Annotated in this window: 27 protein-coding genes; 12 read left to right on the top strand and 15 right to left on the bottom strand. The window is 59.2% G+C overall.

Going from position 1 to position 24,849, the window contains the following annotated elements; translation table 11 throughout:
* Nucleotides 1-194 precede the first annotated feature (194 nt).
* From hemA to GHO25_RS14235, 6 genes are all read left to right on the top strand, one after another.
* Nucleotides 195-1,481 (top strand): glutamyl-tRNA reductase, encoded by a 1,287-nt coding sequence (hemA, locus tag GHO25_RS14210; protein WP_048368409.1) that lies wholly within the window; start codon nucleotides 195-197, stop codon nucleotides 1,479-1,481.
* Nucleotides 1,481-2,563 carry a peptide chain release factor 1 gene (gene prfA / locus GHO25_RS14215; RefSeq protein WP_153327068.1) on the top strand — a complete coding sequence of 361 codons (1,083 nt, stop codon included), beginning with the start codon at nucleotides 1,481-1,483 and terminating at the stop codon, nucleotides 2,561-2,563. Before hemA ends, prfA begins: the two co-directional genes overlap by 1 nt.
* Nucleotides 2,564-3,394 carry a peptide chain release factor N(5)-glutamine methyltransferase gene (gene prmC / locus GHO25_RS14220; protein WP_048368407.1) on the top strand — a complete coding sequence of 277 codons (831 nt, stop codon included), beginning with the start codon at nucleotides 2,564-2,566 and terminating at the stop codon, nucleotides 3,392-3,394.
* On the top strand, nucleotides 3,388-4,143 hold the full coding sequence (locus GHO25_RS14225) for a molybdopterin-synthase adenylyltransferase MoeB (protein ID WP_048368406.1): 756 nt from the start codon (nucleotides 3,388-3,390) through the stop codon (nucleotides 4,141-4,143). Before prmC ends, GHO25_RS14225 begins: the two co-directional genes overlap by 7 nt.
* Nucleotides 4,136-4,927 carry a glutamate racemase gene (gene murI / locus GHO25_RS14230; RefSeq protein WP_153391040.1) on the top strand — a complete coding sequence of 264 codons (792 nt, stop codon included), beginning with the start codon at nucleotides 4,136-4,138 and terminating at the stop codon, nucleotides 4,925-4,927. The genes GHO25_RS14225 and murI overlap by 8 nt, the downstream gene beginning before the upstream one ends.
* 115 nt (nucleotides 4,928-5,042) lie before the next feature.
* Nucleotides 5,043-5,561 carry an acyloxyacyl hydrolase gene (locus tag GHO25_RS14235; RefSeq protein WP_048368404.1) on the top strand — a complete coding sequence of 173 codons (519 nt, stop codon included), beginning with the start codon at nucleotides 5,043-5,045 and terminating at the stop codon, nucleotides 5,559-5,561.
* 59 nt (nucleotides 5,562-5,620) lie between these two features.
* On the opposite strand, the gene GHO25_RS14240 is transcribed toward GHO25_RS14235, so the two are convergent.
* The 7 genes from GHO25_RS14240 to GHO25_RS14270 all read right to left on the bottom strand — a co-directional run bounded on the left by GHO25_RS14240 (nucleotide 5,621) and on the right by GHO25_RS14270 (nucleotide 11,452).
* A complete protein-coding gene (locus GHO25_RS14240) occupies nucleotides 5,621-5,926 on the bottom strand; it encodes a YkgJ family cysteine cluster protein (RefSeq protein ID WP_048368403.1) in 306 nt (101 codons plus the stop codon).
* 71 nt (nucleotides 5,927-5,997) lie between these two features.
* Nucleotides 5,998-6,768 carry an SDR family oxidoreductase gene (locus tag GHO25_RS14245; RefSeq protein ID WP_048368402.1) on the bottom strand — a complete coding sequence of 257 codons (771 nt, stop codon included), beginning with the start codon at nucleotides 6,766-6,768 and terminating at the stop codon, nucleotides 5,998-6,000.
* Nucleotides 6,761-8,206, bottom strand: a complete 1,446-nt coding sequence (gene phrB, locus GHO25_RS14250) for a deoxyribodipyrimidine photo-lyase (RefSeq protein WP_153391041.1) — start codon at nucleotides 8,204-8,206, stop codon at nucleotides 6,761-6,763. Before phrB ends, GHO25_RS14245 begins: the two co-directional genes overlap by 8 nt.
* A gap of 18 nt (nucleotides 8,207-8,224) precedes the next feature.
* Nucleotides 8,225-9,160, bottom strand: coding sequence for a MerR family transcriptional regulator (locus GHO25_RS14255; RefSeq protein WP_048368400.1), 936 nt, complete (start codon nucleotides 9,158-9,160; stop codon nucleotides 8,225-8,227).
* Nucleotides 9,161-9,162: 2 nt separating this feature from the next.
* A complete protein-coding gene (locus GHO25_RS14260; RefSeq protein ID WP_153391042.1) occupies nucleotides 9,163-10,131 on the bottom strand; it encodes a DUF523 and DUF1722 domain-containing protein in 969 nt (322 codons plus the stop codon).
* A 122-nt stretch (nucleotides 10,132-10,253) separates the two neighbouring features.
* Nucleotides 10,254-10,469: a TIGR02450 family Trp-rich protein gene (locus tag GHO25_RS14265; protein WP_048368398.1), complete on the bottom strand. Its 216-nt coding sequence runs from the start codon at nucleotides 10,467-10,469 to the stop codon at nucleotides 10,254-10,256.
* Entirely contained in the window at nucleotides 10,466-11,452 is a 987-nt protein-coding gene (locus GHO25_RS14270) for an NAD(P)/FAD-dependent oxidoreductase (RefSeq protein ID WP_153391043.1), read from the bottom strand. The genes GHO25_RS14265 and GHO25_RS14270 overlap by 4 nt, the downstream gene beginning before the upstream one ends.
* Before the next feature lie 192 nt (nucleotides 11,453-11,644).
* Here GHO25_RS14270 and GHO25_RS14275 point away from each other — a divergent pair, with 192 nt between their 5' ends.
* On the top strand, nucleotides 11,645-12,547 hold the full coding sequence (locus GHO25_RS14275; RefSeq protein WP_123749599.1) for a TIGR01777 family oxidoreductase: 903 nt from the start codon (nucleotides 11,645-11,647) through the stop codon (nucleotides 12,545-12,547).
* A 13-nt stretch (nucleotides 12,548-12,560) separates the two neighbouring features.
* A complete protein-coding gene (gene hemH, locus GHO25_RS14280; protein WP_153391044.1) occupies nucleotides 12,561-13,586 on the top strand; it encodes a ferrochelatase in 1,026 nt (341 codons plus the stop codon).
* 97 nt (nucleotides 13,587-13,683) lie between these two features.
* On the opposite strand, the gene GHO25_RS14285 is transcribed toward hemH, so the two are convergent.
* Together GHO25_RS14285 and upp are read right to left on the bottom strand one after the other, a co-directional pair.
* On the bottom strand, nucleotides 13,684-14,958 hold the full coding sequence (locus GHO25_RS14285; protein WP_048368394.1) for a uracil-xanthine permease family protein: 1,275 nt from the start codon (nucleotides 14,956-14,958) through the stop codon (nucleotides 13,684-13,686).
* A gap of 4 nt (nucleotides 14,959-14,962) precedes the next feature.
* Nucleotides 14,963-15,598 carry a uracil phosphoribosyltransferase gene (upp, locus tag GHO25_RS14290; protein ID WP_048368393.1) on the bottom strand — a complete coding sequence of 212 codons (636 nt, stop codon included), beginning with the start codon at nucleotides 15,596-15,598 and terminating at the stop codon, nucleotides 14,963-14,965.
* A gap of 167 nt (nucleotides 15,599-15,765) precedes the next feature.
* Here upp and GHO25_RS14295 point away from each other — a divergent pair, with 167 nt between their 5' ends.
* On the top strand, nucleotides 15,766-16,323 hold the full coding sequence (locus GHO25_RS14295; protein ID WP_048368392.1) for a hypoxanthine-guanine phosphoribosyltransferase: 558 nt from the start codon (nucleotides 15,766-15,768) through the stop codon (nucleotides 16,321-16,323).
* A gap of 91 nt (nucleotides 16,324-16,414) precedes the next feature.
* Nucleotides 16,415-17,356: an AEC family transporter gene (locus GHO25_RS14300; protein WP_048368391.1), complete on the top strand. Its 942-nt coding sequence runs from the start codon at nucleotides 16,415-16,417 to the stop codon at nucleotides 17,354-17,356.
* Here the strand turns inward: GHO25_RS14300 and GHO25_RS14305 are convergent.
* From GHO25_RS14305 to gatC, 6 genes are all read right to left on the bottom strand, one after another.
* Complete coding sequence (locus tag GHO25_RS14305; RefSeq protein ID WP_153391045.1) at nucleotides 17,353-17,724, bottom strand: carboxymuconolactone decarboxylase family protein; 372 nt, start codon at nucleotides 17,722-17,724, stop codon at nucleotides 17,353-17,355. The genes GHO25_RS14300 and GHO25_RS14305 overlap by 4 nt on opposite strands.
* Nucleotides 17,725-17,735: 11 nt before the next feature.
* On the bottom strand, nucleotides 17,736-18,776 hold the full coding sequence (locus GHO25_RS14310) for a calcium/sodium antiporter (protein ID WP_048368475.1): 1,041 nt from the start codon (nucleotides 18,774-18,776) through the stop codon (nucleotides 17,736-17,738).
* A gap of 51 nt (nucleotides 18,777-18,827) precedes the next feature.
* Nucleotides 18,828-19,199, bottom strand: coding sequence for a septal ring lytic transglycosylase RlpA family protein (locus tag GHO25_RS14315; RefSeq protein ID WP_048368389.1), 372 nt, complete (start codon nucleotides 19,197-19,199; stop codon nucleotides 18,828-18,830).
* A 109-nt stretch (nucleotides 19,200-19,308) separates the two neighbouring features.
* The gene (gene gatB, locus GHO25_RS14320; RefSeq protein ID WP_048368388.1) at nucleotides 19,309-20,754 is read right to left on the bottom strand and encodes an Asp-tRNA(Asn)/Glu-tRNA(Gln) amidotransferase subunit GatB; all 1,446 of its coding nucleotides are present in this window, start codon (nucleotides 20,752-20,754) and stop codon (nucleotides 19,309-19,311) included.
* 10 nt (nucleotides 20,755-20,764) lie between these two features.
* Nucleotides 20,765-22,216: an Asp-tRNA(Asn)/Glu-tRNA(Gln) amidotransferase subunit GatA gene (gene gatA, locus GHO25_RS14325; RefSeq protein WP_048368387.1), complete on the bottom strand. Its 1,452-nt coding sequence runs from the start codon at nucleotides 22,214-22,216 to the stop codon at nucleotides 20,765-20,767.
* 15 nt (nucleotides 22,217-22,231) lie between these two features.
* Complete coding sequence (gene gatC / locus GHO25_RS14330) at nucleotides 22,232-22,519, bottom strand: Asp-tRNA(Asn)/Glu-tRNA(Gln) amidotransferase subunit GatC (protein WP_048368386.1); 288 nt, start codon at nucleotides 22,517-22,519, stop codon at nucleotides 22,232-22,234.
* A 210-nt stretch (nucleotides 22,520-22,729) separates the two neighbouring features.
* Between gatC and mreB the strand changes: the two genes are divergently transcribed.
* Nucleotides 22,730-23,767 (top strand): rod shape-determining protein MreB, encoded by a 1,038-nt coding sequence (mreB, locus tag GHO25_RS14335; protein ID WP_002555108.1) that lies wholly within the window; start codon nucleotides 22,730-22,732, stop codon nucleotides 23,765-23,767.
* A 143-nt stretch (nucleotides 23,768-23,910) separates the two neighbouring features.
* On the top strand, nucleotides 23,911-24,849 hold a 939-nt coding region (gene mreC, locus GHO25_RS14340; RefSeq protein ID WP_178110091.1), incomplete at its 3' end, for a rod shape-determining protein MreC.

Below are 24,849 nucleotides of genomic sequence, written 5' to 3' on the forward strand. Positions count from 1 at the left end.
TGGGCATCATGACACATGCGATGGTGCAAACCATAACAGGTGCGACTATCGATAGAAGCGATATAAGGCTCTGATGATGCGAGGGAAGATGAGTTCAACAGACGTTAACTATAGAGACAATAGTCAGCAATGGTTGTTCTGAATCAGACGAAGTAGGACAATTGTCGGCTTCTCGTCACCATCAGCGATATTGAATGGCCTTCCTCGCACTCGGTATTAACCACAAGACTGCTTCAGTAGACGTCCGCGAGCGCGTGGCATTTACTCCAGAGCAGTTGGTTGAAGCCTTGCAGCAACTCTGCCGCCTCACCGACAGTCGCGAAGCTGCGATCCTCTCGACCTGCAATCGCAGTGAGCTTTATCTCGAACAAGACCAGCTCGGTGCCGAAGCCGTGCTGAAATGGCTGGCCGAATATCACGATCTGAACTACGAAGAGCTGCGGGCGTGTGCCTACATCCATGAAGATGATGCGGCCGTTCGTCACATGATGCGTGTGGCTTCGGGGCTCGATTCGCTGGTGTTGGGCGAGCCGCAAATTCTCGGCCAGATGAAATCTGCCTACGCCGTGGCGCGTGAGGCGGGTACTGTCGGGCCGCTATTGGGGCGTCTGTTCCAGGCCACGTTCAACTCGGCCAAGCAAGTGCGCACCGACACGGCGATTGGTGAAAACCCGGTGTCGGTGGCCTTTGCTGCGGTGAGCCTGGCCAAGCAGATTTTCAGCGACTTGCAGCGCAGTCAGGCACTGCTGATCGGGGCGGGCGAGACCATCACCCTGGTCGCCCGGCACCTGCATGATCTGGGGGTTAAACGCATCGTGGTGGCTAACCGTACCTTGGAGCGGGCCAGTACCCTGGCCGAGCAGTTCGGCGCACATGCCGTGTTGTTGTCGGACATTCCACAAGAGCTGGTGCACAGCGATATCGTGATCAGCTCGACCGCCAGCCAATTGCCGATTCTGGGCAAGGGTGCTGTTGAAAGTGCCTTGAAGCTGCGCAAGCACAAGCCTATTTTCATGGTCGACATTGCCGTTCCACGGGATATCGAGCCAGAAGTCGGCGAGTTGGACGACGTTTACCTCTACACCGTCGACGATTTGCACGAAGTGGTCGCAGAAAACCTTAAGAGCCGTCAGGGCGCGGCCCAGGCCGCTGAAGAGCTGGTGAGCATCGGCGCCGAAGATTTCATGGTGCGTTTGCGTGAGCTGGCGGCGGTTGATGTGCTTAAAGCCTATCGCCAGCAAGGCGAGCGCCTGCGCGATGAGGAATTGCAAAAAGCCCTGCGGATGATGGCCAATGGCAGCAATCCGCAAGACGTGTTGGTGCAACTGGCGCGTGGTTTAACCAATAAACTGCTTCACGCCCCCAGCGTGCAGCTTAAAAAGCTTTCCGCCGAAGGCCGCCTCGATGCGCTGGCCATGGCCCAAGAACTTTTTGCCCTCGGTGAGGGCTCATCGGATAGCTCTGCGGATAAAAAACTGTAATGAAAGCGTCACTGCTTAATAAGCTGGACATCCTCCGGGATCGATTTGAAGAATTGACCGCCTTGCTTGGCGATGGCGAGGTCATTTCTGATCAAACCAAGTTCCGCGCCTACTCCAAGGAGTACGCGGAGGTTGAGCCCATTGTTGCCGCCTACGTTAAGTGGCTCAAGGTGCAGGACGACCTCGAAGGTGCCCAGGCGCTGCTCAAGGACAACGACCCTGACATGCGCGAAATGGCGGTAGAAGAAGTCCGCGAAGCCAAAGAACAGCTCATCGGGCTGGAAAAAGACTTGCAACGCATGCTCTTGCCTAAAGATCCGAACGACGGGCGCAACGTCTTCCTCGAAATTCGAGCGGGCACCGGCGGTGATGAAGCGGCCATTTTTGCTGGCGACCTGTTTCGCATGTACTCGCGTTACGCCGAGCGTCGTGGCTGGCGGGTCGAGATCCTGTCGGAAAGCATTGGCGAACATGGTGGCTATAAAGAAGTCATCGCCCGGGTCGAAGGCGACAATGTCTACGGCAAGCTGAAGTTCGAGTCCGGCGCCCACCGCGTACAGCGTGTACCGGCCACCGAATCCCAGGGCCGTATCCATACGTCGGCCTGTACCGTTGCCGTTTTGCCTGAGCCCGACGAGCAAGAAGCGATCGAGATCAACCCGGCCGACTTGCGCGTCGACACCTACCGTTCCTCGGGGGCGGGTGGTCAGCACGTTAACAAAACCGACTCGGCCATTCGTATCACGCACTTGCCGACCGGCATTGTGGTCGAGTGTCAGGAAGAGCGTTCCCAGCATAAAAACCGGGCACGGGCGATGTCCTGGCTTTCAGCTAAATTGAATGACCAGCAAACCAGCGCCGCGGCCAACGCGATCGCCAGCGAGCGTAAATTGCTGGTGGGTTCGGGCGACCGTTCCGAGCGCATTCGCACCTACAACTTCGCGCAAGGCCGTGTCACAGACCATCGCGTCAACTTGACCTTGTATTCACTGGATGAAGTATTGGCCGGCGGTGTTGATGCCGTTATTGAGCCATTGTTAGCGGAATATCAGGCTGACCAACTGACAGCCCTGGGTGAATAAATGACCATTATTGCCAGTTTGTTACGTGCCGCTGAATTGCCCGACTCGCCCACCGCCCGTCTTGATGCGGAGCTGTTGCTGGCGGCCGCGCTGGGCAAACCACGCAGTTACCTGCACACGTGGCCAGAAAAAATCGTCAGCAGCGAAGCCGCGTCGACCTTTTCAGACTTCTTGCAGCGCCGTCGCCAAGGTGAACCGGTGGCCTATATTTTGGGCCAGCAAGGGTTTTGGAAGCTCGACCTGGAAGTCGCGCCGCACACCTTGATCCCGCGCCCGGACACCGAGCTGCTGGTCGAAACGGCATTGGCGTTGCTGCCCCAGACCCCGGCCAAAGTGCTGGACCTGGGCACCGGCAGCGGGGCGATTGCCCTCGCGTTGGCCAGTGAGCGTGGCGCCTGGCAGGTGACGGCGGTCGACCGCGTGCCTGAAGCCGTGGCGCTGGCCGAACGCAACCGCCAGCGTTTGCAACTGGCCAACGTCAGCGTACTGCACAGCCACTGGTTCAGCGCTCTGGCCGATCAACGCTTTGACCTGATCATCAGCAACCCGCCCTACATCGCCGCAGGTGACTCGCACCTGGCCGAAGGTGACGTGCGCTTCGAGCCTGAAAGTGCGCTGGTGGCCGGTGCTGACGGGCTGGATGACATTCGCCACATCATTGCCCAAGCTCCGTTGCATTTAAATGCCGGTGGCTGGTTGATGCTTGAGCACGGCTACGACCAAGCGGCTGCGGTTCGTGAGCTGCTGCAAGGCGCGGGCTTTGAACAGGTAGAAAGCCGCAAAGACCTGGGCGCCCACGAACGCATTACCCTGGGCCGCCTGCCGTGCTGACCGATGAGGAGCTGTTGCGCTATAGCCGACAGATCCTGTTGCAACAGGTCGACATCGACGGCCAGCTCAAGCTGAAAAACAGCCGTGCGCTGATTGTCGGTCTGGGCGGGCTGGGTTCGCCGGTGGCGCTGTACTTGGCGGCAGCGGGGGTGGGTGAGTTGCACGTGGCTGACTTCGACAGCGTCGACGTGACCAACCTGCAACGCCAGATCATCCACGACAGCGCCAATGTCGGCGAAAGCAAGGTCGACTCGGCCATGCGCCGTCTTCGTCTGCTTAACCCGCACATCAAACTGGTTGCCCATCGCTCGGCACTGGATGCCGACTCGCTGGCCGAGGCCGTGTCCGCGGTGGACGTGGTGCTCGATTGCTGTGACAACTTTGGCACCCGCGAGGCCGTCAACCGCGCCTGTGTCGCGGCGCGCAAGCCACTGGTTAGCGGTGCGGCGATTCGCCTTGAGGGGCAATTATCGGTTTTTGACCCGCGCCAGCCCGCGAGCCCGTGTTACCACTGTTTATATGGGCACGGCAGCGACGAAGAGCTGACCTGCAGCGAAGCCGGCGTCATCGGCCCACTGGTGGGGCTGGTCGGCAGCCTGCAAGCGCTGGAGGCACTCAAGCTGCTGGCCGGTTTTGGCGAGCCACTGGTGGGGCGCCTGTTATTGATTGACGCCGTGACCACGCGCTTTCGCGAGTTGCGGGTCAAGCGCGATCCGGCCTGTAGCGTGTGCGGGGCTGGCCATGAGTGAAGCGCCGATTGGTGTGTTCGATTCCGGCGTCGGCGGTTTGTCGGTGTTGCGTGAGATCAACCAATTGTTGCCCAACGAATCGCTGCTCTATGTCGGCGACTGCGGGCATATTCCCTACGGCGAAAAAAGCCCCGAGTTCATTCGTGAGCGCTGCGCAATCATGGCTGAGTTCTTTCAGCGCGAAGGGGCCAAAGCTCTGGTGCTGGCGTGCAACACAGCGACCGTGGCGGCCGTGGCGGATTTGCGTCAGCGCTACCCCGACTGGCCCATGGTCGGCATGGAGCCTGCGGTAAAACCCGCTGCGGCAGCGACCCGCAGTGGCGTGGTCGGCGTGCTCGCCACCACCGGCACCTTGCAGAGTGCCAAGTTCGCCGCCTTGCTCGACCGCTTCGCCAGCACCGTAAAGGTCATCACCCAGCCGTGCCCCGGCCTGGTGGAATTGATCGAAACCGGCGATCTGAGCAGCGAGGCCTTGCGCACGATGCTGCGCGGCTATGTCGAGCCGCTGCTGGCCGCCGGCTGCGACACCATTATTCTGGGCTGCACGCATTACCCCTTTCTCAAGCCTTTGCTCAGCCAAATGCTCCCACCGTCGATCGTCTTGATCGACACCGGCGCCGCCGTGGCCCGCCAACTGCAACGCTTATTGGACGAGCGCGGCCTGTTGGCGAGCGGTCCTGCGCGGGAAACACAGCTATGGACCAGCGAGTCCCCCGAATCTCTAAGAAATATCCTTCATGTGTTGTGGAATAAATCTGGTCTTGTGCGAAGCTTCGATCTGTAAGAAAACATGAAGAGCATTTGAGTCGTTGAACTTTCTCAGGGGCTGGAGATTCATACTCATCGGTTTGATGAGGTACATAAAAATTAAGATCGGCATACGAAAATAGGATTTTCATATGAAACGTTTGATTGGCTTGGTGGCGCTGGCAACGGCCGCTCTGGGGTATAGCTATACGGCACAAGCGGCCGGCATTGAATTCGGTGTGGGGCACACCAGTGAGTCAACGATGACCTATCGTCTGGGCTTGAATTCAAATTGGGACAAAAGCTGGCTGCAAAGTGACGTCGGTCGTTTGACCGGTTACTGGAGCGGCGCTTACACCTACTGGGAAGGCGACAAGTCTTCGGCGAACAACAGCCTGTCGTTCTCGCCTGTCTTTGTGTACGAATTTGCGGGTGAAACGGTCAAGCCTTACCTGGAAGCCGGTATCGGCGTGGCGGTGTTTGGCCACACCGAGGTCGAGCGCAACAAATTGGGCACGGCGTTCCAGTTTGAAGACCGCCTGGGCTTTGGCCTGCGCTTTGCCGGTGGGCATGAAGTCGGCATTCGCGCGACTCACTACTCCAATGCCGGGTTATCCAGCACCAACGACGGCGTAGAAAGCTACTCGCTGCACTACACCCTCCCGCTGTAACCACCCCTGTAGGAGCGAGCTCGCCTCGCGATCTTTTGATCTTAAAAAGACGCTCGCTCCTACACGTACGCCGTCGAAATCCCCTGGCGTTCATTCAGGCATTCAACGTCGCCCATCTCGAAGTCTCGACAAATCAGCGGGCGCTGTTCGTAGATCGTGCACATCATGGTGTTGCGATCCAGCGCAGCACACCAGCCATCATCGAGCCTGAGCATCACCTCACCGCCCCAGTCATCGGTGTCGATAAAACGCTCGGGCACACCGGTGTCGGTGATCAGCATCACTTCCAGTTGGCAGCAACAGGCTGCGCACGTTGAACAGGTAACGGCGGGTTCGGTAATGTCGTTCAGGGGGATGTTGGTCATAGGCGCGCAGTGTAAGGCACAGCTGCGCTCAGGTGTGAACCCGCTGACCAGTCACCCGCACAATCACTGGCTTAGAGCGAGGTCTCGCCCTGGTTGCGTGACAGGCGCTTGGCCAGTGCAACCTGCACGCGTTTTGGCAGGGTGGCCAGCAGGTTGAGCAGTTTTAGCAAGCGGGTCGGGAACACGACCTCCCGTGGCCGTTTTTGCAACTGCTGGCAGATGTACGCAGCGGCTTTAGAGGCAGGCCAGCGGCCCTGTATCGACAGCTCAGGGTTTTCTGCCCGCGACGTATCGACAAAGCCTGGGCTGACCAAGGTCACATCAATGCCTTCGTCGGCCAGATCAACCCGCAGTGATTCGAGCAAGTAACGCAGCCCCGACTTTGCCGCACCAAAAGCTTGTGCCCGGCGCTGCGGCGAGGCCGTGACCGCACTGACTACGCCCACCAGATGCGGTGAGCGTCCGGCGCGCAGCAAGGGCAGCGCGCTTTCAATGCAATAACTGCTGGCCAGCAAGTTGGTGCACACCGAGCGCTCGATCACCCGCGCATCAAATTGGCTGACATCGACATATTCACAGGTCCCGGCGCTCAGGATGACCGTGTCCAGGGCGCCCCAGCTTTGCGCGATGGTCATGCCGATTTCACGCACTTGCAGATGGTCGGTCAGGTCGCCGGGCACCAGCAACACCTGGCCGGGGAAGCGTTCAGACAACGCCACCAGCGGGCCCAGGGTACGGGCGGTCAAGGCAAGGTGAGCGCCGCGTTGCAGCAGCTCTTTTGCCATGTGCGCGCCAATACCGCTGCTGGCGCCGGTTAACCAGATGCGACGACCTTCAATCATGTTCCACCTCGAGAAGTTGTCGTGAAGGCAGGCTTTTGAAGGCGCTGAGGGCGCGTTCTCGGCTTTTCTTCAGATCGACAATGGGCGCAGGGTAATTGGCTACACCAAACAGGCCGCCAGCAGACGCCGGGTTGTGCACTTCTTTTTTATTCAGTGCAGCGAGCTCGGGCAACCAGTGCTTGATGAATTGCCCTTCAGAATCGAAGCGCTCGGACTGGCTTAACGGGTTGAAAATTCTGAAATACGGAACGGAGTCTGTACCGGTTGACGCGCTCCACTGCCAGCCGCCGTTGTTGGCCGCGAGGTCGCCATCAATCAAATGACGCATGAAAAAACGCTCGCCTTCGCGCCAGTCGATCAACAGGTTTTTGGTCAGGAACATCGCCACCACCATGCGCAGGCGGTTGTGCATCCAGCCGGTGGCCAGCAGTTGGCGGATCGCCGCGTCGACAATCGGCACGCCGGTACGGCCTTCTTGCCAGGCGGCCAGTTCGTCCGGGGCGTTACGCCAAGGCAAATATTCGGTTTCTGGTTTGAAGGCGCGGTGCCGTGAGACACGCGGGAAGCCCACCAGCACATGTTTGTAGAACTCGCGCCAGAGCAGTTCGTTAACCCAGGTGAAGACGCCAGGGCTGCCGCTTTCGAACTCACCGTTGTTGCTGCCCAGCGCCGCATGCAAGCACTGGCGAGGCGAAAGAACGCCTGCGGCCAAATAAGTGGACAGCTGGCTGGTGCCCGGCTTGGCGGGTAAATCGCGCTCGTCCTGGTAATAGTGAATTTGTTCACTGGTAAAGCGCGCCAAACGCTCATGGGCTTCATCTTCACCGGCGGGCCAGAGATCACGCAGAGCCTGGGGCGGTGTTTCAAAGCCGGAGATGGCCTGCGGCACGCTATCGCGTTTGATCAGCAGGGCCGCTTGCGCTTTGGGCGCCGCGACGGTTTTCGGCAGGGCCATGTGCAGGCGGTTGTAGCAGAGCCGACGGAACTGGGTGAACACCTTAAAATACGAGCCGGACTGCGTCAGTAGGCTGCCGGGCGCAAACAGTAGCTGGTCCAGATAGCTGTGAAAGCCGATGCCTTGGGCCTTAAGTGCGTCGGCAACAGCCTGGTCGCGACGGGTTTCGTGGATGCCGTATTCCTCGTTGACGTGCACGTCATCAATGCCCAATTGCTGGCACAACTCAAGCAGCACGGCGGGGGCCTGATCCCAGGTGTCGGCGGTGCGGATAAGCAGCGGGATGTTCAACCGTTGCAGGCTGTCGCTCAAGGTGCGCAGGTTGCGCAGCCAGAAATCGACTTTGCAGGGCGCATCGTCGTGCGCCAGCCATTGCTCAGGGCTGATCAGGTACACGGCCACGGTCGGGCCGCGCTCGGCACTGGCGCTCAGGGCGGTGTTGTCATGTTGGCGCAAATCGCTGCGTAACCACAAAAGTTGCATGTCTGTTCCTTGAAAACACTAAAAGAGGCGAAGTTGGCTCAGGCGTTGATGGGCTTCGATGGGGTCCTTTGCCAAAGACAAACCCGCGCTTTCAGCGCTGGATACCGCTAATTCGTCGTTGTGGATGGACACCGAGGGCCCGGCAATCAACACCGGGCAAGTGATCGCACTTAACAGTTTTGGCAGGTGTTGCAGGTTCAACGGTTTGCTCGAATACAGCACCACCGCGCGGGCGTTGAGCCGCTCGACCGCCACCGCCAGCTCACTGCCGGGTATCTGGGCGTCAAACACTTCAACCGGGCAATGGCTGCTGCTGACCATCAGGGCGGTAAGCCATAGATGGGGCTCGAATGGCCTGTCTGACTGGTTGATCAGCAGCACTGGCGGGCCGCTGAGGGAGCGGTTGTTGTGGTAAATCCGCGCGCCCAGTTTGCTGCGCAGCCAGGACTCAAAAAATACGCGTTCCAGTTGCGCGCCAAATTGGCCGTGCCAGTGTTGTTCCAGCTCGCTGATCAGCGGCATCAACAGGTGCTCGCACAAGGGTTGGGCCGGGTACAGCGACATGACCTGATTGAAGTTGTCATCAAGGCGGCGTTCCGCCAGTTCGCGGATCGCCAGGGTCAGCGCTTGGCGCCATGCGTGCCAATCATTGTCGGCAGGCTCATGGTAAGAGGGGGCAGAATCGAGCAGCGGTTTGATCTGGCTGACCGAAACCCCGCGGTTGAGCCAGGTCAGAATGCGCCGAATACGCAGCACATGGTCGGTAGAGAACAGGCGATGCCCTTTGGCGGTACGAAAGGGCACGATCAGGCCGTACCGGCGCTCCCAGGCACGCAGCGTGACGGCGTTGACACCGGTCATGCGGGCGACTTCGCGGATCGGTATCCAGCCTTCAGCCAGGGCTTTGCTGTAGTCCGAGTCGGGTGTGTTGGACATGATCAGGTCATCATTCATTGTCAGATAGCATTACGCAGGCTGAGGTTTTCAGGGTGCGGTTGCAGGTAGACCTGCCGCGAGATGTAAAGGTCCGGGTGCTGACGGAAGTGATGCTTGAGCAGGGTCAGCGGCACCACCAGCGGCACAATGCCCTTGAGGTACTGGCTGATCAGTTGCTGCATTTCCTGTTTGTCTTCAGGGCTGATGGAGCGCTTGAGGTAGCCGCTCAGGTGTTGCAGCACGTTGGTGTGCGTGCGCCGCGTGGCGCACTTTTTCAGCGCTTTCATCAATTCGCTGAAATAGAGCGGGGCGATGTCTCGCGGGTCTTGCTTGCCGAGATTGCCCAGCAGGTTACCCAGCGCCTTGTATTGCACCGGGCTGTTGGCCATGAGCTGATATTTGTAACGGGCGTGGTATTCGGTGAGCGAGCGGCGCGTGATGCCTTGCTTGAGCAAGGCTTGCCAGTCGCTGTAGGCGTACACCCTGGTCAGGAAGTTTTCACGCAGCACCGGGTCATTCAGGCGACCGTCTTCTTCCACGGGCAAATCCGGGTGCGCCGCGCAAAACGCTTGGGCATAAATGCCACGGCCGCTCAATTCGGCAGGGCGACCGCCGTCCTGGTACACCTTGACCCGCTCAAGCCCGCACGATGGCGACTTTTGCATAAAGATGTAGCCACAAATGTCGGTATGCGCCGCGGCCATTTCGACGCCGTAATCGTGTAACGGCCGGGTAACGTTCAGTTGGTTATCGACACTGCCGACAGCCTGTGGCTGCGCCGGGTCGCCGACCAGCCGTATGGCCTGGCGGGGAGTGCCCAGGCCAATGGCAACCTCGGGGCATAGCGGTACAAATTCAAAATGCTCGCTCAGGGTCTGACTGCACAGCCGCGATTCCTTGTGCCCACCATTGAAGCGAACCTCTGCGCCCAGCAAGCAGGCACTGATGGCAATTTTTGGTTTGTGCTGGCAAGAAGCAGTGCTGACCATGTGACGAACCTCCAAGAAATACTTGTACATCTTTTAAGCGATGTACAACTTGGTTTCATCATAAGCGCAGGCTTGTACAAGTCAAATATCTTGTACAGGTATTTGAGGTTCAGGCGGGTCAGTTACAGCCAGCCCAGCTTCCACTCATCCGCCGCTTGCAAATGTTGCCATGGCAGGCGCTGGTTGCGCTGGGTGAGCACGGCCTGAAGCTCGACTTCCAGCACGGTGCCTTCTTCGTCGCAGAACAATTGGGTGACCAGAAAGTGTTTTTCGCGGTGTTTGGGCTGGGCTGCCGTCCATTTGGACAGCAGCAGTTTGCGTGGATTAATGCGATTCACGACAAGTGCTCGATCAATCGGCGGGCGGCTTCCTGGCCGCTGAGCCAGGCCCCTTCGACCCGGCCAGACAAGCACCAGTCGCCGCAGGCATAGAGTCCTAGGTCAGCATCGGCCAGGGCGCCCCACTCATGGGCAGATGACGGCCGGGCGTAGAGCCAGCGGTGGGCCAGGGTGAAGACCGGCGCGGGCATGGTGCAGTGGATCAGCTCCGCAAAGGCGCCGTGCAAGTGTTCGATCACGGCCTCTTTGGGCAGGTCGAGGTTCTGTTTGCTCCAGGCGCTGGTCGCGTGCAAAACCCAGGTGTCCGGGGTGTCTTCGCGGCCGGGCTTGCTGCGGTTACGGGCCAGCCAGTCGAGCGGGCTGTCTTGTACAAAGCAGCCCTCCATCGGGGTGTCGAGCGGTGTCTCGAAAGCCAGGGCGACGGCCCAGGTAGGGTCCATTTTGACCCCGGCCACAGTGGTGGCCAGTTTAGGCGCTGCGGCCAGCAGGGCGATTGCCTGCGGAGCAGGGGTGGCAACAATCACATGGCTAAAGGGGCCATGGGTGTATTCGTCCGAGTCGAGCAAGTGCCAGTGTTTTTCGCCGTGGATCAAATCGGTAATCCGGCACGAAAAGTTCACCGTCAGGCGCCCGAGCATCCCGCGAGTAATGGCGCTCATGCGCGGTGCGCCGACCCAGCGGGTTTGCTCGTCGGGCGAGGGCGTCAGTTGGCCGTTTTTGTGGTTGTACAAATGCGGCGACCATTCTGCGGCCCAGCCATGGGCTTGCCACTGCTGGACTTCATCGACAAATCGACGGTCACGGGCAGTGAAATACTGTGCACCCAGATCCAGCGAGCCGGCATCGCTGCGCTTGCTCGACATGCGCCCGCCGCTGCCTCGACTTTTATCAAAAAGATGAACCGCGTAACCGGCCTTGTGCAGCGCGTTGGCGGCTGAGAGTCCGGCAATGCCGGCTCCGATGATCGCAATGGGTACAGTCATATTGGTCTCGTTCCCCTGTTTGCACAGACTTCGTTTTCTATAATACCTGTACAAATTTATTTTTTGGTATAGGTTTTAGTGCGCCTGCCGAGTCAGACTGACCTATTCTTTATAAGGTCAATGGCCCATTCATGAGCCTTCTTTTAAAAATAGACCAGTGCTCTGCATAAAACTCCTCGGGAGGTTCACCCCATGCACATATTGCTGACCGGCGGTACAGGCTTGATAGGCCGCCAACTGTGTCGTCACTGGCTGGCGCAAGGTCATCGCCTGAGTGTGTGGAGCCGCCAGCCTGAACGCGTGCAAGCACTGTGCGGGGCGGGCGTTCGGGGCATCGAGCACCTGGTTGAGTTAAGCCACGAGCCAGTAGACGTCGTGGTCAATCTGGCCGGGGCGCCGATTGCCGGCGGCCGCTGGACACGCAAGCGCAAGGCGCAGTTGTGGAGCAGTCGGGTCACGCTCACTGAAACGCTTTTAGTCTGGCTCGAAAGCCTCGAACACAAACCTTCGGTGCTGATCTCCGGGTCTGCTGTGGGCTGGTATGGCGACGGTGGTGAGCGTGAATTGACCGAGGAATCGCCGCCGGTCAATGACGATTTCGCGTCCCACTTGTGCATTGCCTGGGAAGAAACCGCTCAGCGTGCCCAAGCCTTGGGTATTCGTGTGGTGCTGGTGCGCACGGGGTTGGTGTTGGCGGCCGAAGGCGGCTTTTTGTCGCGCCTGTTGCTGCCGTTCAAGATGGGCTTGGGCGGCCCGGTGGGCAACGGTCGGCAGTGGATGTCGTGGATTCACATCAAAGACCAAATTGCCCTGATTGATTTTCTTGTGCATGAGAATGCCGCCTCGGGTCCTTATAATGCATGCGCCCCGCACCCGGTACGCAACGCTGAGTTCGCCAAAACCTTGGGCAGCGTGTTGCACCGTCCGGCGTTCATGCCAGCACCGGCGTTTGTTTTGCAGGTGGGATTGGGCGAGATGGCAACGTTATTGTTGGGTGGCCAGCGGGCAATGCCCGCCCGCTTGCTGGCTGCCGGTTTCACTTTTCAGTTCACCGATTTGCGTGCGGCGCTAGACGATCTTTCCGCCCGCCTCTGAAATAGGATGTTGCATGACCGACCACGCGCTGTTGCTGGTTAACCTGGGTTCGCCGGCGTCTACTTCGGTAGCGGATGTACGCAGCTACTTGAACCAGTTTTTGATGGACCCATATGTCATCGACTTGCCGTGGCCTGTGCGTCGACTGTTGGTGTCCTTGATTTTGATCAACCGGCCCGAGCAGTCGGCGCATGCCTACGCCTCGATCTGGTGGGATGAGGGCTCACCGCTGGTGGTGCTGAGCCGCCGTTTGCAGCAGGCCATGACCCGCGAATGGACCAAAGGCCCGGTCGAGCTGGCCATGCGCTATGGCGAGCCGTCGATTGAAACCGTGCTCACGCGTCTGGCCGCGCAAGGTATCAAGCAGGTGACGCTGGCGCCACTGTATCCACAGTTCGCGGACAGCACCGTGACCACGGTGATTGAAGAAGCCAAGCGGGTGGTCAAGGCCAAAAAACTGTCGATGCAGTTCTCGATCGTGCAGCCGTTTTACGATCAGGCTGAATACCTTGACGCCTTGGTGGCGAGCGCCCGGCCGCACCTGGAGCAAGACTACGATCACTTGTTGCTGAGCTTTCACGGCTTGCCTGAGCGGCATTTGCACAAGCTGGACCCGACCGGCAATCACTGCTTCAAAAATGCCGATTGCTGCCAAAACGCATCGACTGAAGTGCTGGCGACGTGTTATCGGGCGCAATGTTTGCGCACCGCGCAATCGTTTGCCGAGCGCATGGGCTTGCCTGAGGGCAAATGGTCGGTGGCCTTTCAGTCGCGACTGGGCCGGGCCAAGTGGATCGAACCCTACACCGAAGCGCGTCTGGATGCGTTGGCCAAAGACGGCGTGAAGAAAATTCTGGTGATGTGCCCGGCGTTTGTCGCCGATTGCATCGAGACCCTGGAAGAGATTGGCGATCGCGGACGCGAGCAGTTTATTGAGGCGGGGGGCGAGGAGCTAGTGCTGGTGCCGTGTCTCAATGACAACCCGGAGTGGGCGGCGGCGTTGAATACTATCTGTGAAAGGGCGCCGTTGGCGCTATAAAAGCTGCAAAGACTGTAGGAGCGAGCTTGCTCGCGATCTTTTGATCTTTTAAAGATCGCGAGCAAGCTCGCTCCTACAGGGGGAGGGTGAAGCCGATTTATAGAATCGGCTCATCACCTTTCTTGTTCTTCCAGCTGTCATTGCCCGGTAAAAGCAGGTTGAGTGCAATCGCTACGATCGCGCACAACGCGATGCCTTTAAGGCCGAAGTCTTCAGGGCCCATCCCTGTGCCGATCAGCACGCCGCCAATCCCGAAGACCAGGGTTACCGACACAATCACCAAATTGCGCGCTTCGCTCAGGTCAACCTGATGGCGAATCAGGGTGTTCATCCCGACCGCAGCAATCGAACCGAACAACAGGCACAAAATCCCGCCCATCACCGGTATCGGAATGCTTTGCAGCAATGCGCCGAACTTACCGATAAAGGCCAGGCTGATGGCGAAGATCGCCGCCCAGGTCATGATTTTCGGGTTGTAGTTCTTGGTCAGCATCACCGCGCCCGTCACTTCGGCGTAGGTGGTGTTAGGTGGACCACCCAGCAAACCTGCGGCAGTGGTCGCAAGACCGTCACCGAACAGGGTGCGGTGCAAGCCCGGCTTTTTCAGGTAGTCGCGACCGGTCACGCTGCCCACGGCAATCACGCCGCCAATGTGTTCAATGGCCGGGGCCAGGGCCACGGGGACGATAAACAGAATCGCCTGCCAGTTGAACTCGGGGGCCGTGAAGTGCGGCAGTGCAAACCATGGCGCCGCGGCGATTTTGGCCGTGTCGACCACGCCAAAGTAAAACGCCATCGCAAAACCCACCAGCACACCGGCAATGATCGGCACCAGGCGGAAGATGCCTTTGCCGAACACGGCCACGATCAAGGTGGTCAGCAGCGCTGGCATCGAGATCATCATGGCTGTTTGGTAGTGGATCAGCTCAGTGCCGTCTTCAGCACGGCCCATGGCCATGTGTGCAGCAATGGGCGCCATCGCCAGACCGATCGAAATAATCACCGGGCCAATCACCACCGGTGGCAGCAGGCGATCAATAAAACCGGTGCCTTTAAGCTTTACCGCGAAACCGAGAAAGGTGTACACGAAACCGGCTGCCATCACGCCGCCCATGGTCGCGGCCAGACCGAATTGGTCCTTGGCGAGAATGATCGGGGTAATGAAAGCGAAACTCGAAGCCAGAAAGACCGGTACCTGACGGCGGGTCACAATCTGGAACAGCAGAGTTCCGAGACCCGCCGTGAACAGCGCTACGTTAGGGTCGAGGCCAGTAATCAATGGCATCAATACCAAGGCGCCGAAAGCCACGAACAACATCTGCGCGCCAGAGATGATCTGGCGCCAGAGTGGGTCGTTGAACTCGTCCTGCATGTGATTAATCCTTTTGCTTGGTGCCGAAGATCTTGTCGCCAGCATCGCCCAAGCCCGGAATGATGTAGCCGTGTTCGTCCAGACGGTGATCGATGGACGCGGTGTAGATGGTCACGTCCGGGTGAGCCTTTTCAACGGCGGCAATCCCTTCTGGGGCAGCGACCAGCACCATGGCGCGGATCTCTTTGCAGCCGGCTTTTTTCAGCAGGTCGATGGTGGCAACCATGGACGAACCCGTGGCCAGCATCGGGTCGATGATCATCGCCAGACGCTCGTCGATCTCTGGAACCAGTTTTTCAAGATAGGTGTGGGCCTGCAGGGTTTCTTCGTTACGGGCAACGCCGACAGCGCTGACTTTGGCACCCGGGATCAGGGTCAGTACGCCTTCCAGCATGCCGATGCCGGCGCGCAGGATTGGCACGACGGTAATTTTCTTACCGGCAATTTTTTCAACTTGGACAGGGCCGCTCCAGCCTTCAATCTCGTAGGTTTCGAGGGTCAGGTCGCTGGTGGCTTCGTACGTTAGCAAGGCGCCGACTTCTTGGGCGAGCTCACGGAAGTTCTTCGTGCTAATGTCTGCACGGCGCATCAGGCCGAGCTTGTGACGGATCAGCGGATGGCGGATCTCACGGATGGGCATAAGTAAAGGCTCCGGTTGGGCAGGCAAAAAAAGCGGCCTAGATTAATCTAATCCGGGGTGATGTCCTACAAACATTAATGCACGTTAGTCCATAAATGCTTGATCTGAGCCATGCGTGTGCGTACCTTTGCCCGCTTTTCTGGCAAACCACCCCCCTGGAGAGCGTCATGTCTGCTGATCTCGAGCATATCCGTCAAGTCATGCGAGAGGCTGACTGCCTGTACACCGAAGCCGAGGTTGAGGCAGCGATTGCCCGCGTTGGCGCGCAGATCACAGCTGAAATGGCTGAATTCAATCCAGTGGTTTTTTGTGTGATGAACGGCGGCCTGATATTCGCCGGCAAGCTGCTCACCCACCTCAAATTCCCGCTTGAATCGTCTTACCTGCACGCGACCCGCTACCGCAACCAAACCAGCGGCGGCGACCTGTTCTGGAAAGCAAAGCCAGAAGTGTCCTTTATGGACCGTCACGTGCTGATCATCGATGACATCCTCGATGAGGGCCACACCCTGAGCGCGATCGTTGATTTCTGCAAACACGCGGGCGCCCATAAGGTGCATACCGCGGTGTTGATCGACAAAGACCACGACCGCAAGGCCAGCCCGGGCCTGAAAGCCGACTACGCCGGCCTGCCGTGCATTGACCGTTATATTTTCGGTTATGGCATGGATTACAAAGGCTACTGGCGCAACGCTGCCGGGATTTACGCCGTTAAAGGTCTGTAAGCCCGAGTGATGAAGCTTCCTTGCGGGGAAGCTTCAGCCAGTTTCTGGCACATGCATTAGTTTTTTAACGACCTCACACGAGCGTGTTTGCATGCTGGCTATCTTTTTTCTGACCCTCTCGATCACCGCTCCGGTGTTTGCCATGCTCTTTATGGGCATTGTGCTCAAGCGGGTGGGCTGGATTAACGACAACTTTATCCACACGGCGTCGGCACTGGTGTTTAACGTCACCATGCCGGCGTTGTTGTTTTTGGGGATTGTCCACGCCGACCTCAGAACCGCCATGCAGCCCAAGGTGCTGGGCTATTTCACCCTGGCGACACTGGTGTGTTTTGGCCTGGCCTGGGGTTGGGCGATCTGGCGTTGCCCGCGTGAAGATCGCGGCATCTATACCCAAGGCGCATTTCGCGGCAATAACGCGGTGATCGGCCTGGCCCTGGCGGCCAGCATGTATGGCGACTACGGCATCTCGCTGGGGGCGGTGCTCGCCGGGTTGGTGATCCTGTTGTACAACACCCTGTCGACGATTGTGCTGGCGGTGTACAGCCCGGTGATCAAGTCCGACCCGTGGAGCGTCTGCAAAAGTGTGGTGAAAAACCCGCTGATTATCAGCGTGCTGGCGGCGATCCCGTTTGCAGTGTTCAAGATCACTCTGCCAGGCTGGTTGCAGGCCTCCGGTGAATACCTGGCGTCCATGACTTTGCCGCTGGCGCTGATTTGTATTGGCGGCACCTTGTCGCTGGCGTCCTTGCGCAAAAGCGGCAATCTGGCGTTGAGTGCCAGCCTGGTCAAAATGATCAGCCTGCCGCTGGTGGCCACACTGGGGGCGTGGCTTCTGGGCTTTCGCGGGCCGGAGCTGGGGACGTTGTTCCTGTACTTCGCCAGCCCGACGGCAGCCGCCAGCTACGTCATGGCGCGCGCAGCCAACGGCAACCACGAACTGGCCGCGTCGATTATCGTGATCACCACCTTGATGGCGGCCATCACGACCAATATCGGGATCTTTGTATTGCAGTGGGGCGGCTGGATTTAGCCTTTATAGGCGTCGATCACTTCCTGAGCTGCCCGAAACGCATCAATGGCCGCCGGTACGCCGGCGTATACCGCGCAGTGCAGCAGCGCTTCGCGGATATCGTCGACGGTGCAGCCGTTATTCAGCGCGCCGCGTACGTGGCCTTTGAGTTCTTGCGGGCACTTGAGCGCGGTGAGGGTGGCGAGGGTGATCAGGCTGCGGGTTTTTAGCGACAGACCCTCGCGATTCCACACGCCGCCCCAGGCGTGTTCGTTGACGAAGTCTTGCAGTGGTTGGGTGAAGTCGGTGGCATTGCCCAGTGCACGGTCGACAAACTCATCGCCCATTACCTGGCGGCGCATTTCAAGTCCGGTCTTTTTGTTGTCCATCGCAAAACTCCTCAGTGTTGTCGTCGCCAGGCGCGCAGGGTACTGAACAGCAGAAACACCAGCAGCGCCGGCAAGATGTAAAACAGCATCAGGTGTTCGAGCCTGCCCGCCAGCGGCATGCCGGTGGTGAACGACACCACGTGCAGTGCATACGCCAGGTACAGCCCCAAAAACAGCAAGCCTTCGGCGCGGGTCACGCGGTAGCCGGTATAGAACACCGGCAGGCACAACACGGCGACGCCGAGCATCACCGGCAGGTCAAAAGCCAGGGCGTTGGGTGATACCGACAGCGGTTCGGGGCTGATCAGCGCGGTGAGGCCGAGCACGCCGAGCAGGTTGAGGACGTTGCTGCCAATCACATTGCCGACGGCAATTTCGCGTTGCCCGCGAAAGGCTGCAATCAGTGAGGTGGCCAGCTCCGGCAGCGAAGTGCTGACGGCAATGATGGTCAGGCCGATGATGCGCTCGGACAGCCCCAGTTCGGTGGCCACGCCGACGGCGGCGTCCAGTAACAAATGCCCGGCAGCGCCCAGCAAGACCAAGGCCATAAGCATCATCAGAACGTTGACCGGCCACGACGTTGGCGGTCGGTCGTGGCTGACATGATGGTGCCCGCTGTGGCGTGACTGGCGGAGCAGCAAGCCGAGGTAGATCACCAGACCGACCAGCAGAATGGCGCCATCAAGGCGATCCAGTTGTTTGCTCAGGGCCAGGCCAAATACCAGCGCGCTGGCGATGATCATCAAGGGGATATCGAGCCGCACCAGTTGGCGTGACACGCGCAGGGGGATAATCAGTGCCGACAGGCCGAGGGTGACGAGGACGTTGAAGATGTTGCTGCCAATGACGCTGCCGACGGCAATGTCCGGTGTGTCGTTTAGTGCGGCTTGCAGGCTGACGGTCATTTGCGGGGCGCTGCTGCCGAAGGCGACCACGGTCAAGCCGATCAGCAGGGGGCGAACCTTCAGGTTGGCGGCCATGCGCACCGCGCAGTGCACCAGCAGTTCGGCGCCAGCAATCAGCATGGCGAGACCGCAGAGCAGTTGCAGCAGGTTCCACGGTGATAACGCGCTTAACCCCAAAATGGTGATTCACTCCATTGATTAGTCACTTAAACCCTGAACCCGCACCTTGGCCGTGCCGCTGCTCAGCATACCCAACTGCTGGGCGGCCTGGCGCGAAAGATCAATCAGACGGCCGCGAGTATGCGGGCCCCGGTCATTGATGCGTACCACCACCGTTTTGTTGTTGCTGAGGTTGGTAACCACGACCCGTGAGCCGAAGGCCAGGCTGCGATGGGCAGCGGTGAGGGCGTTTTGGTCGAAGGGTTCGCCGCTGGCAGTCCGTTTACCGTGGTGCCGAGCGCCGTAATAAGAGGCAACGCCGGTTTCGTCATAGCCGCGTGGGTCTATGTCGTGGCTGGCGCAGCCGGTGAGCAAGCCGAGCAGGGCGCAGGCGCCGAGTAGCCGCTTCATGGGGGAGTCCTTTGTGTGCCCACTCATGCCTGCAGGAGCGAGCTTGTCTCGCGATCTTTTGATCTTTAAAAGATCGCGAGCAAGCTCGCTCCTGCAGTGAGTGTGCGATTTAGCCTTCGAGCTTGCTCTTGAGCAGTTCGTTGACTTGTTGCGGGTTGGCTTTGCCTTTGGAGGCTTTCATGGCCTGCCCGACGAAGAAGCCAAACATTTTGCCGCGTTTGGCTTCGTCAGCCGCACGGTACTGTTCAACTTGCTCGGCGTTGGCCGCCAACACTTCATCCAGCACCTTTTCAATGGCGCCGCTGTCGGTGACTTGCTTGAGGCCTTGTTTGTCGATGACTTCGTCAGCAGTGCCTTCGCCGTTGGCCATCGCTTCAAACACCACTTTGGCGATTTTGCCGGAGATGGTGTTGTCCTTGATGCGCAGCAGCATACCGCCCAGCAACTCGGCGCTGACCGGCGACTGGTCGATGTCCAGGCCTTGCTTGTTGAGCAGGCTGCCCAACTCAACCATCACCCAGTTGGCCGCCAGCTTGGCGTCGCCGCTGATGCTCACGACTTTTTCGAAGTAGTCTGCCTGTTCGCGGCTTGAGGCCAGAACGCTGGCATCGTAGGCCGACAGACCGAACTGCGACTGGAAGCGCTCGCGCTTTTGCGGTGGCAGTTCCGGCAGGGTGGCGCGCACGTCTTCGATGAACGAGTCTTCGATCACCACCGGCAGCAGGTCCGGGTCCGGGAAGTAACGGTAGTCGTTGGCTTCCTCTTTGCTGCGCATGGCGCGGGTTTCGTCTTTGTTCGGGTCATACAGGCGCGTTTGCTGGATGACTTTGCCGCCGTCTTCGATCAGTTCGATCTGGCGCTGCACTTCGCTGTTGATCGCCTTCTCGATGAAGCGGAACGAGTTGACGTTCTTGATCTCGCAGCGGGTGCCGAACTCGGCCTGGCCGACCGGGCGTACGGATACGTTGCAGTCGCAACGCAGCGAACCTTCAGCCATGTTGCCGTCGCAGATGCCCAGGTAGCGCACCAGTGCGTGCATGGCCTTGACGTAGGCAACGGCCTCTTTGGCGCTGCGCATGTCCGGCTCGGAAACGATTTCCAGCAGCGGGGTGCCTGCACGGTTGAGGTCAATGCCGGTCGAGCCGCTGAAGTCTTCGTGCAGGCTTTTGCCCGCGTCTTCTTCCAGGTGCGCACGGGTGATGCCGACGCGCTTGACGGTGCCGTCTTCCAGGGTGATGTCCAAATGGCCTTTGCCGACAATCGGCAGTTCCATCTGGCTGATCTGGTAGCCCTTTGGCAGGTCCGGGTAGAAGTAGTTTTTACGTGCGAACACGTTGTGCTGGCCGATTTCGGCGTCAACCGCGATGCCGAACATGACGGCCATGCGCACGGCTTCCTGGTTCAGCACCGGCAAAACGCCCGGCATGCCCAGATCAACCAGGCTGGCCTGGGTGTTCGGCTCAGCGCCGAACGTGGTGGCGCTGCCGGAGAAAATCTTCGATTGGGTGGCGAGCTGGGAGTGAATTTCCAGCCCGATCACAACTTCCCATTGCATATGTTTCTCCTCAGAAGCCGGCAGGTGAGCGCGTGTGCCAGTCAGTGTTCAACTGATACTGGTGAGCGACATTGAGCAAGCGGCCTTCCTGGAAGTACGGCGCAAGCAACTGCACGCCGACGGGCAAGCCATCGACAAAACCGGCTGGCATCGACAGGCCCGGCAGGCCCGCGAGGTTGGCGGTAATGGTGTACACGTCTTCCAGATAGGCAGACACCGGGTCGCTGTTTTTAGCGCCGATTTTCCAGGCCGGGTTAGGCGTGGTTGGGCCGAGGATGACGTCGACTTCGTTGAAGGCTGCGACAAAGTCGTTTTTGATCAGGCGACGGATTTTTTGCGCTTGCAGGTAGTAAGCGTCGTAGTAACCGGCCGACAGGGCGTAGGCACCGACCAGAATCCGGCGCTGGACTTCCGGGCCGAAGCCTTCGGCGCGCGAGCGCTTGTACAGGTCGGTCAGGTCTTTGGGGTCTTCACAGCGGTGGCCGAAACGCACGCCGTCAAAACGCGACAGGTTGGAAGACGCCTCAGCGGGCGCGATCACGTAGTACGCAGGAATCGCGTGCTGCATGTTGGGCAGGCTGATGGTCTTGATCACTGCGCCGAGCTTTTCGAGCTCTTTGATGCTGTTGTGCACCAGCTCGGCAATGCGCGGGTCGAGGCCTTCGCTGAAGAACTCGGCAGGCACGCCAATACGCAGGCCTTTGAGCGAGGTATTGAGGTCGGCGCTGAAGTCCGGCACCGGTTCGTCGATGCTGGTGGAGTCTTTAGGATCGAAGCCAGCCATGCCTTGTAACAAAATCGCGCAGTCTTCTGCGGTGCGCGCCAAGGGGCCGCCCTGATCAAGGCTGGAGGCGTAAGCGATCATGCCCCAGCGCGATACCCGACCGTATGTCGGTTTGAGACCGGTGAGGTTGGTCAGCGCAGCGGGCTGGCGGATCGAACCGCCGGTGTCGGTGCCGGTCGCTGCCGGCAACAGACGAGCGGCAACGGCGGCTGCCGAACCACCCGATGAACCGCCAGGTACGTGCTCAAGGTTCCACGGGTTTTTGACTGCGCCGTAGTAGCTCGATTCGTTGGCCGAGCCCATCGCGAACTCGTCCATGTTGGTTTTACCCAGGCTGACCGCGCCAGCCTCGGCGAGCTTGGCAACCACGGTGGCGTCGTAGGGTGCCTTGAAGTTGTCGAGCATCTTCGAGGCACAGCTGGTGCGTACGCCCAGGGTGCAGAACAGGTCTTTGTGCGCGATCGGCGCGCCCAGCAGGGCACCGCTTTCACCGTTGGCGCGACGTGCGTCAGCAGCCTTGGCCTGCTCGATGGCGAGGTCTTCGGTGAGGGTGATGAAGCTGTTGAGCTGCGGATCGAGCTGGGCGATACGCGCCAGCAAGGTCTTGGTCAGCTCTTCAGAAGAAAACTTTTTATCGGCGAGTCCGCGGGCGATCTCGGCCAGAGTCAATTGATGCATGCAGGCTCTTTCCCTTTACTCGATGACTTTCGGAACCAGATAGAGGCCGTTTTCGACCGCTGGTGCGATGGACTGGTAAGCCTCGCGATGATTGCTTTCAGTCACGACGTCAGCGCGCAGGCGCTGGCTGGCTTCCAGTGGGTGGGCCAGCGGCTCGATACCGGTGGTGTCGACAGCCTGCATCTGATCAATCAGCCCCAGAATGCTATTAAGGGCTTCGGTGGTGCGTGGGAGATCGGCATCATTGAGACCCAGACGGGCCAAATGTGCGATTTTTTCCACGTCGGAGCGTTCAAGCGCCATGGGATTCTCCAGTGGAAAACAGGACGGATGGTGTCCGTGTGTTAGATTGTCGGAACACTACCGCATTTCTACGGTCATATGGCCGCGATTGTGGGGGTTGGTGCACGGAAAAGCGGTCAATTTAACATATTGGCGCCTTGCCCAAAATCCCTGTCGTTGTTAGAGTTTGCCGCACTTTTTTACCCACGCGTTGCCTAGGGTCCCTTTCCCATGTTCAAGAAACTGCGTGGCATGTTTTCCAGCGATCTTTCCATCGACCTGGGCACTGCCAACACCCTTATTTACGTGCGTGAGCGCGGTATTGTCCTGAATGAGCCATCGGTTGTGGCTATTCGGACACACGGTAACCAGAAAAGTGTCGTTGCCGTCGGCACCGAGGCCAAGCGCATGCTCGGCCGTACACCTGGCAACATTGCTGCCATTCGTCCGATGAAGGATGGCGTGATTGCCGACTTCAGCGTCTGCGAGAAGATGCTGCAGTACTTCATCAACAAAGTGCATGAAAACAGCTTTTTGCAGCCAAGCCCTCGGGTTTTGATTTGCGTACCGTGCAAATCGACTCAGGTAGAGCGTCGCGCCATTCGTGAATCGGCACTGGGTGCCGGTGCCCGTGAAGTATTCCTGATCGAAGAACCGATGGCCGCGGCCATCGGTGCTGGCTTGCCGGTTGAGGAAGCACGCGGTTCGATGGTTGTCGATATCGGTGGTGGTACCACTGAAATCGCGCTGATCTCCCTGAACGGTGTGGTTTACGCTGAATCCGTACGGGTTGGCGGCGACCGCTTCGACGAAGCGATCATCACTTATGTGCGTCGTAACTACGGCAGCCTGATCGGCGAGTCGACGGCGGAGCGCATCAAGCAGGAAATCGGCACAGCCTACCCGGGCGGTGAAGTGCGTGAAGTCGACGTACGCGGCCGTAACCTGGCAGAAGGCGTTCCACGTGCATTCACCCTGAACTCCAATGAAGTTCTTGAGGCTCTGCAAGAGTCGCTGGCAACCATCGTTCAGGCCGTGAAAAGCGCACTGGAACAGTCTCCGCCAGAGCTGGCTTCGGACATCGCCGAGCGTGGCCTGGTACTGACTGGTGGTGGCGCCTTGCTGCGTGACCTCGACAAGCTGCTGGCCCAGGAAACAGGCCTGCCGGTGATCGTTGCCGAAGACCCGCTGACCTGTGTTGCCCGTGGTGGTGGCCGTGCGCTGGAAATGATGGATAAACACACAATGGACCTGCTCTCCAGCGAATAAGATCGCCGGTGCAGGCCAATGGTTATCACCAAAAGGTAGCACTTTGCAGTGCTGCCTTTTGGCGTTTATCTTTTGCCAATCTTCATCCAGGCCGCTTTAACGCCGTATGAATACATTGAACACTTGCCCGGGAGGGGCGGCTTATTAAACCGCTCTTTTCTAAAGGCCCCTCATTGGGCGTGCGCTTATTGGTGCTGGTCGTGCTATCGGTCGCGCTGATGGTGGTAGATGCCCGTTTCACCTTGCTCAAGCCGGTGCGCAGCCAGATGTCGCTGGTGCTGATGCAAACCTACTGGGTGACCGATTTGCCGCAACGCCTGGTTCAGGGGGTTGCCAGCCAATTTGGCAGTCGCACCGAACTGGTGGCTGAAAACGAGAAGCTCAAAACTGAAAACCTTCTGTTGCAAGGCCGCATGCAAAAGCTGGCAGCCTTGACCGAGCAGAACGTTCGCCTGCGCGAGTTGTTGAACTCCTCGGCGCTGGTGAACGAAAAGGTTGAAGTGGCCGAGTTGATCGGCATGGACCCGAACCCGTTCACCCATCGCATCATCATCAACAAGGGTGAGCGCGACGGCGTAGTACTGGGGCAGCCGGTGCTCGATGCTCGCGGGTTGATGGGGCAGGTGGTCGAGTTGATGCCGAACACCTCGCGTGTCTTGTTGCTCACCGACACCACCCACAGCATTCCGGTACAGGTGAATCGCAACGGCCTGCGCGCCATTGCCAGCGGCACGGGCAACCCAGAGCGGCTTGAACTGCGTCACGTGGCCGACACGGCAGATATCAAAGTGGGCGATCTGCTGGTCAGCTCGGGCCTGGGGCAGCGCTTCCCGGCCGGTTACCCGGTGGCCACGGTCAAAGAAGTCATTCACGACTCGGGCCAGCCATTTGCCATTGTGCGGGCTGTGCCGACTGCCGCCTTGAACCGAAGCCGCTATTTGCTGCTGGTGTTCAGCGACAGCCGAACCCCTGAAGAACGCGCCAATGACGCCGCTCAAGCCCAAGAGGCCGAGCAGCGGGGTGAAGCACCGCCGGTGGTGCCGGCGACTGTGCCCAAGCCTGCGCCAACGGCCGCCGCACCT

Origin of the sequence: Pseudomonas sp. FSL R10-1350 (assembly GCF_009600525.1) — a bacterium.
GTDB lineage: Bacteria > Pseudomonadota > Gammaproteobacteria > Pseudomonadales > Pseudomonadaceae > Aquipseudomonas > Aquipseudomonas helleri.

Bases quoted from the DNA above. Each gene is read 5' to 3' on its own strand.
- hemA (WP_048368409.1), top strand. From the start codon at position 195: ATGGCCTTCCTCGCACTCGGTATTAACCACAAGACTGCTTCAGTAGAC.
- prfA (WP_153327068.1), top strand. From the start codon at position 1,481: ATGAAAGCGTCACTGCTTAATAAGCTGGACATCCTCCGGGATCGATTT.
- prmC (WP_048368407.1), top strand. From the start codon at position 2,564: ATGACCATTATTGCCAGTTTGTTACGTGCCGCTGAATTGCCCGACTCG.
- murI (WP_153391040.1), top strand. From the start codon at position 4,136: ATGAGTGAAGCGCCGATTGGTGTGTTCGATTCCGGCGTCGGCGGTTTG.
- GHO25_RS14235 (WP_048368404.1), top strand. From the start codon at position 5,043: ATGAAACGTTTGATTGGCTTGGTGGCGCTGGCAACGGCCGCTCTGGGG.
- GHO25_RS14240 (WP_048368403.1), bottom strand. From the start codon at position 5,926: ATGACCAACATCCCCCTGAACGACATTACCGAACCCGCCGTTACCTGT.
- GHO25_RS14245 (WP_048368402.1), bottom strand. From the start codon at position 6,768: ATGATTGAAGGTCGTCGCATCTGGTTAACCGGCGCCAGCAGCGGTATT.
- phrB (WP_153391041.1), bottom strand. From the start codon at position 8,206: ATGCAACTTTTGTGGTTACGCAGCGATTTGCGCCAACATGACAACACC.
- GHO25_RS14255 (WP_048368400.1), bottom strand. From the start codon at position 9,160: ATGAATGATGACCTGATCATGTCCAACACACCCGACTCGGACTACAGC.
- GHO25_RS14260 (WP_153391042.1), bottom strand. From the start codon at position 10,131: ATGGTCAGCACTGCTTCTTGCCAGCACAAACCAAAAATTGCCATCAGT.
- GHO25_RS14270 (WP_153391043.1), bottom strand. From the start codon at position 11,452: ATGACTGTACCCATTGCGATCATCGGAGCCGGCATTGCCGGACTCTCA.
- GHO25_RS14275 (WP_123749599.1), top strand. From the start codon at position 11,645: ATGCACATATTGCTGACCGGCGGTACAGGCTTGATAGGCCGCCAACTG.
- hemH (WP_153391044.1), top strand. From the start codon at position 12,561: ATGACCGACCACGCGCTGTTGCTGGTTAACCTGGGTTCGCCGGCGTCT.
- GHO25_RS14285 (WP_048368394.1), bottom strand. From the start codon at position 14,958: ATGCAGGACGAGTTCAACGACCCACTCTGGCGCCAGATCATCTCTGGC.
- upp (WP_048368393.1), bottom strand. From the start codon at position 15,598: ATGCCCATCCGTGAGATCCGCCATCCGCTGATCCGTCACAAGCTCGGC.
- GHO25_RS14295 (WP_048368392.1), top strand. From the start codon at position 15,766: ATGTCTGCTGATCTCGAGCATATCCGTCAAGTCATGCGAGAGGCTGAC.
- GHO25_RS14300 (WP_048368391.1), top strand. From the start codon at position 16,415: ATGCTGGCTATCTTTTTTCTGACCCTCTCGATCACCGCTCCGGTGTTT.
- GHO25_RS14305 (WP_153391045.1), bottom strand. From the start codon at position 17,724: ATGGACAACAAAAAGACCGGACTTGAAATGCGCCGCCAGGTAATGGGC.
- GHO25_RS14315 (WP_048368389.1), bottom strand. From the start codon at position 19,199: ATGAAGCGGCTACTCGGCGCCTGCGCCCTGCTCGGCTTGCTCACCGGC.
- gatB (WP_048368388.1), bottom strand. From the start codon at position 20,754: ATGCAATGGGAAGTTGTGATCGGGCTGGAAATTCACTCCCAGCTCGCC.
- gatA (WP_048368387.1), bottom strand. From the start codon at position 22,216: ATGCATCAATTGACTCTGGCCGAGATCGCCCGCGGACTCGCCGATAAA.
- gatC (WP_048368386.1), bottom strand. From the start codon at position 22,519: ATGGCGCTTGAACGCTCCGACGTGGAAAAAATCGCACATTTGGCCCGT.
- mreB (WP_002555108.1), top strand. From the start codon at position 22,730: ATGTTCAAGAAACTGCGTGGCATGTTTTCCAGCGATCTTTCCATCGAC.